Consider the following 5,776-nt stretch of genomic DNA (forward strand, 5'->3'; position numbering starts at 1 on the left):
ATTCCGAACCCGGAAGCTAAGCCTCACAGCGCCGATGGTACTGCAGGGGGGACCCTGTGGGAGAGTAGGACGCCGCCGAACAATTCTTCAGAAAAGGCCCACCCGGGTTCCCGGGTGGGCCTTTTCGTGTTTTCCGGGAGAAGCGGGATCCGAGGATCGGGGAGCGGGAAGCCCGGGAGCCTAGAAACCCGGAGGCCCGAAAAAGATCTTGGCCGGCCATGTCGAGAACCCGTGGCCTGCTCCGTCCCCGGGGTGGACGCGGCCACAATGGGTCGCACCAGCACCGAGGGAGAAGCACGATGGCCAAGTACCTGCTGCTCAAGCACTACCGAGGCGCCCCGACTCCGGTCAACTGCGCGCCGATGGACCAGTGGACGCCGGAGGAGGTGACGGCGCACATCACGTTCATGCAGGACTTCGCGGCCCGGCTGGAGCAGACCGGTGAGTTCGTCGACGCCCAGGCGCTCGCGCCCGAGGGAACGTGGGTCCGGTACGACGGCGAGGGGCGTCCGCCGGTGACCGACGGGCCGTTCGCCGAGACCAAGGACCTCATCGCCGGCTGGATGGTGATCGACGTCGACAGTTACGAGCGCGCGCTCGAACTGGCCGGAGAACTGTCCTCGGCCCCCGGGGCCGGGGGCAAGCCGATCCACGAGTGGCTGGAGCTTCGCCCGTTCCTGGCCATGCCGCCGACCATCACGGAGTGACCTCTCCGATGAACGAGGCCCTGATCCGGAGCCTCACCCCGGGTGTGCTCGGTGTTCTCGTCCGCCGCGGAGCCGATTTCGCGGCGGCCGAGGACGCCGTGCAGGAGGCGCTGGTGGAGGCGGTCCGGGTCTGGGAGCGCGATCGGCCGAGGGATCCGAAGGGATGGCTGGTCACCGTCGCCTGGCGGAAGTTCCTCGACGCGGCCCGGGCGGACACCGCCCGGCGCCGACGGGAGGACCTGGTCGACCGGGAACCGGAGCCCGGGCCCGCGGCCGCGCTGGACGACACGCTGCAGCTCTACTTCCTGTGCGCCCACCCGTCGTTGACGCCGTCCTCCGCGGTGGCGCTCACCCTGCGGGCGCTCGGCGGGCTGACCACCCGGCAGATCGCCCAGGCCTATCTGGTGCCCGAGGCGACGATGGCGCAGCGGATCAGCCGGGCCAAGCGCACCGTCTCGGCCGTCCGGTTCGATCAGCCGGGCGATGTCGCCACCGTGCTGCGCGTCCTCTACCTGGTCTTCAACGAGGGCTACTCCGGTGACGTCGACCTCGCCGCCGAGGCGATCCGGCTGACCCGGCAGTTGGCGGCGGCGATCGACCACCCGGAGGTGGCGGGGCTGCTGGCGCTGATGCTGCTGCACCACGCCCGGCGGGCCGGCCGGACCGGGGCGGACGGCCGTCTGGTGCCGCTCGCCGAGCAGGACCGCGGCCGCTGGGACACCGGGTTGGTCGCGGAGGGCGTCGGGATCCTGCAGACGGCGCTGGCCCGGGACCGGCTGGGCGAGTTCCAGGCTCAGGCGGCCATCGCGGCGTTGCACGCGGACGCGCTCACCGCCGACGAGACGGACTGGGTGCAGATCGTCGAGTGGTACGACGAGTTGGTGCGGTTGACGGACAGTCCGGTGGTGCGGCTGAACCGCGCGGTGGCGGTGGGCGAGGCCGACGGGCCGCGGGCCGGGCTGGCGGCGCTCGGGGAGCTGGACGACTCGCTGCCCCGGTACGCCGCCACCGCGGCGTACCTCCACGAGCGGGACGGGGACCGGGCGACGGCGGCCCGGCTGTACGCCGAGGCGGCCCACAAGGCGTCCAACCTGGCCGAGCGTGACCACCTGACGCGTCAGGCCGCCCGGCTCAACGCCCGTCGCGGCGGCTGACGGTGGCGGGTCGGCTCACAGCCGGCCGGCCGCCTTGAGCGCCAGGTAGGCGTCCGCCAGGGCCGGGGCGATCTGGGCGGGCGGGGCGTCGAGGACGGTGACGCCGTGCCGGGTGAGCCGGTCGGCGGTGTGTCGCCGGTCGGCGCGGGTCTGTTCGGCGGCGGCGGCTCCGTAGACGGCCTCCACGGTGCCGCGGCCGGCCGCCAGCACGTCCAGGTGCGGGTCGGCGACGGAGGCGAGGACGACCTCGTGGCGCTTGGTGAGGAGCGGCAGCAGCGGGCGCAGGCCGTCCTCGACGGGCGCCGCGTCGAGCCCGGTGAGCAGGACGATCAGCGAGCGGTGCGGTGCCATCTTGAGCGCGGTGGAGACCAGCGAGCGCATGTCGGTCTCGTGCAGCGCGGGCTCCAGCAGGGCCATCGCGTTGGTGAAGGCGGGCAGGATCTCGCTGGGCGAGCTGCCGATGACGGCGGCGCGCTTGCGGGCGTCGTGGGCGAGCAGGTCGACCCGGTCGCCGGCGCGGGTGGCGAGGGCCGTGATGAGCAGGGCGGCGTCGAGGGCGGCGTCCAGGCGGGGGGCGTCGCCGACCCGGCCGGCCGAGGTGCGGCCGGTGTCGAGGACGACGAGGATGTGCCGGTCGCGTTCGGGGCGCCAGGTGCGGACGGCGACGGCGTTGCGGCGGGCGCTGGCGCGCCAGTCGATGGAGCGGACGTCGTCGCCGGGCAGGTACTCCCGCAGGGAGTCGAACTCGGTGCCCTGGCCGCGGGTCAACACCGAGGTGCGGCCGTCGAGTTCGCGCAGCCGGGCGAGCCGGGAGGGCAGGTGCTTGCGGCTGTTGAACGGGGGGAGGGCGCGGACCGTCCAGGGGACGTGGTGGGAGCCCTGGCGGCCGGCCAGGCCGAGCGGGCCGAGCGAGCGGACCGTCACCCGGTGGGCGTGGTGGTCGCCGCGGCGGCCCGGGGTGAGGATGGAGACGGTCCGGCGCCGTTCGCCGCCGGGGACGGCGAGGGAGTGCCGGGAGGCGGTCTCGGCGGTGCCGGGGCGCCACGCGGAGGGCGCCCAGGCGTCGCGGATCAGGGCCCGGAGCGGTCGCCCGGAGGGGTTGGTGACGGTGAGTTCGACCGAGGCGTCGTCACCGAGCCGGACGGTGGTGTCGCCGCCCCGGACGATCCGCAGGCTGCGGACGGGGGCGGCGAGCACCAGGTCGGCCAGGACGGCGAGCAGCAGCGCGCCGGTGACGGCCCCGATCCCGGTCCAGGAGGGCAGCAGCAGGCCCACGAAGAGCGCGCCGAGCGCGGCGATCAGGGCGGTTCGCCCGGTGAGGGCCATGCGGGTGCGCTCCTTCGGAAGCCCGGTGAATTCGAGGACCCGGTACGCCTACCGGTGGTGGATCAGCGGGGGGCGGGCGTCTGGGCGAGGACGGCCTGGATGACGGAGTCGGCGGTGACGCCCTCCATCTCGGCCTCGGCGCGCAGCGCGACGCGGTGCCGCAGGGTGGGCAGGGCGAGGGCCTTGACGTCGTCCGGGGTGACGTAGTCCCGCCCGGCCAGCCAGGCCCAGGCGCGCGAGGCGGCGAGCAGCGCGGTGGCGCCGCGGGGGGAGACGCCGATGGACAGCGACGGGGACTGCCGGGTGGCCCGGCAGAGGTCGACGATGTACGCCAGGACCTCGGGCGAGACGGTCAGCCGGGCGATCTGCTCGCGGGCGGCCGCGAGGTGCTCGGGCCCGGCGACCGGGCGGACGCCGGCGGCGGCGAGGTCCTTGGGGTCGAAGCCGGAGGCGTGCCGGGACAGCACCTGGAACTCCTGGTCGCGGTCGGGCAGCGGCAGGATCAGCTTGAGCAGGAAGCGGTCCAGCTGGGCCTCGGGCAGCGGGTAGGTGCCCTCGTACTCGACCGGGTTCTGGGTCGCGGCGACCATGAACGGGACGGGCAGCGCGCGCGGTTCGCCGTCGACGGTGACCTGCCGCTCCTCCATGGCCTCCAGCAGGGCGGCCTGGGTCTTGGGAGGGGTGCGGTTGATCTCGTCGGCCAGCAGCAGGTTGGTGAAGACCGGGCCGGGCTGGAAGGAGAACTCGGCGGTGCGGGCGTCGTAGACCAGTGAGCCGGTGACGTCGCCGGGCATCAGGTCGGGGGTGAACTGGATGCGCTTGGTCTCCAGGCTGAGCGCCGTGGACAGGGTGCGGACCAGCAGGGTCTTGGCGACGCCGGGGACGCCCTCCAGCAGGACGTGGCCGCCGCAGAGCAGCGCCACCACCAGACCGGTGACGGCGGCGTCCTGGCCGACCACGGCCTTGCCGATCTCGGCGCGCAGGGCGGTCAGTGCCGCGCGCGGATCGGTGGTGGAGGTGGCGGGGGTGGCGGGTGCCGTGCCGGGGGTGATGCGGAGCTGGGCGGTCGCCTGTTCGGTCACGGGTTCCGTACCTGCCTTTCGAGGGCGTCGAGATCGTCGGCGAGCCGCAGCAGCGCGGCGTCGTCGGTGGGGGGCGGGCCGTACAGCAGGGCCCGGACGTCCCCGGCGGGTCGTTCGGGGAGGCGGCCGGCGACGGCCGCGCAGAGTGCTTCCGGCTCGGGTGCGCCGGCCTGGAGCGGGAGGCCCAGGGCGGGGGCGAGGCGGTGGGCGGCGGCTCGGCGCAGGGCCTCGGCGGCGCGGCCGCGGGCCCTGGCCCGCCGGTACAGGCGGGCGCGGCCCTCGGTGGTCTCGGCGGCGCGGACCACCACGGGCAGGTTCTCGCTGACCACCGGGCCGAGCCGGCGGGCGCGCCAGAGGGCGGCGAGCAGGGCGGCGACGGCGAGCTGGTAGAGGGCCCAGTGCCAGCCCTTCGGGATGAAGTCGCCGAGGGTCTTGCGCTGGGTGCCCTCGGCGACCGGCGCGGAGTAGTCGGGCAGGTGCCAGGTGAGGTGGGGCTGCGAGCCGAGCAGGCCGAGCGCGAGCGAGGCGTTGCCGTCCTCGGCCAGCCGGCCGTTCTGCAGGAACTGGCCGCTGCCGAGCACGATGACGTCGCCGCCCCCGCTGGGGGTGCTGACCAGCGGGTAGCCGTGGCTGAGCGGGTAGCAGCCGTCGCCGCGGCTGCCGCTGGTGTAGAGCGTGCCGCCCATCGAGGCGCTGCCGGCCCGGACGGCCTCGGGCAGCGCGCAGCTCGGGTGGGTGCTGCGGACGGCCGCGAACGGGACGCCGCCGACCTCGTCGGAGGTGCGTATGCCGGGGGCGAGCGCGCTGAGGGCGGCCGGGCCCGGGTTGATCAGGACCAGCCGCTGGTGCCGGGCCGCGGCGACGGTGCGCAGCTCGGCCGGGCTGAGCAGGTCGGGTTCGGGCAGCAGCAGGGTGTCGGCGCCGTTCGCGGCGGTCGTGGGGTCGGTGCTGAGGTCGGCCTTGACGCCCTGGTGTTCGAGCAGCGCGACCACGGCGTGGGCGCCGTCGGAGTCGTAGGAGCGCGGGTCGGTCGGCGGGTAGCGGTGGCCCTGGTTGAGGACGGCGAGGCCGACGGCGGCGACCAGCAGGACGGCGAGGAAGACCAGGTACCAGCGGGCCTGGCGGATCAGGCCGCGCCCGGTGGGGGCGAGGCTGGTCGGGGTGGCGTCGGTGGGTCGCTCGGTGGGTCGTTGGGCGGGTCGTTCGGCGGCGGGGGGAGCCGGGGCGGTGCTGGTCATGCCGCTCCTCCCGGGGTCGAGGTCGGTGTCGAGGTCGGTGTCGGGGCCGCGGCGGAGGCGGAGGCGGAGGCGGAGGCGTGGACCGGACGGCTGCGCTCCAGCGTCCGGTCGAGGTCCAGCAGCAGCCGGTAGGCGGCCTGGTCGGCGGTGCGCTCGCCGTACGCGACGTCGTCGAAGGCGCGGGCGGCGGCGGCCAGCGCGGCGGCGTGCTCGGGCAGGGCCCGGCCGGCCTCGGCGGCGGCCTCGTCGGCGGTGCGGCCGGGCCGGGT

Annotated in this window: 6 protein-coding genes and 1 rRNA gene; 3 read left to right on the top strand and 4 right to left on the bottom strand. The window is 75.2% G+C overall.

Annotation, left to right across the window (positions count from 1 at the left end; translation table 11 throughout):
• From rrf to BG452_RS28345, 3 genes are all read left to right on the top strand, one after another.
• Positions 1 to 81: ribosomal RNA gene (rrf, locus tag BG452_RS28335) — 5S ribosomal RNA — on the top strand; the annotation flags it as partial.
• Between the two features lie 218 nt (positions 82 to 299).
• Complete coding sequence (locus BG452_RS28340; RefSeq protein WP_188307198.1) at positions 300 to 707, top strand: YciI family protein; 408 nt, start codon at positions 300 to 302, stop codon at positions 705 to 707.
• Between the two features lie 8 nt (positions 708 to 715).
• Positions 716 to 1,861: an RNA polymerase sigma factor gene (locus tag BG452_RS28345; RefSeq protein WP_188307201.1), complete on the top strand. Its 1,146-nt coding sequence runs from the start codon at positions 716 to 718 to the stop codon at positions 1,859 to 1,861.
• 15 nt (positions 1,862 to 1,876) lie between these two features.
• Here BG452_RS28345 and BG452_RS28350 read toward each other — a convergent pair whose 3' ends face one another.
• The 4 genes from BG452_RS28350 to BG452_RS28365 form a co-directional block, all read right to left on the bottom strand.
• Complete coding sequence (locus tag BG452_RS28350; protein ID WP_188307199.1) at positions 1,877 to 3,187, bottom strand: DUF58 domain-containing protein; 1,311 nt, start codon at positions 3,185 to 3,187, stop codon at positions 1,877 to 1,879.
• Between the two features lie 62 nt (positions 3,188 to 3,249).
• Complete coding sequence (locus BG452_RS28355) at positions 3,250 to 4,239, bottom strand: AAA family ATPase (RefSeq protein WP_188307202.1); 990 nt, start codon at positions 4,237 to 4,239, stop codon at positions 3,250 to 3,252.
• Positions 4,240 to 4,265: 26 nt separating this feature from the next.
• A complete protein-coding gene (locus BG452_RS28360; RefSeq protein WP_223242849.1) occupies positions 4,266 to 5,507 on the bottom strand; it encodes a DUF4350 domain-containing protein in 1,242 nt (413 codons plus the stop codon).
• Positions 5,504 to 5,776: DUF4129 domain-containing protein (locus BG452_RS28365; RefSeq protein WP_188307200.1), on the bottom strand; the 273-nt coding region annotated here is incomplete at its 5' end. The genes BG452_RS28360 and BG452_RS28365, both read right to left, overlap by 4 nt.

It is taken from the genome of Streptomyces sp. CBMA123 (assembly GCF_014596465.1).
Taxonomy (GTDB): Bacteria; Actinomycetota; Actinomycetes; order Streptomycetales; family Streptomycetaceae; genus Kitasatospora.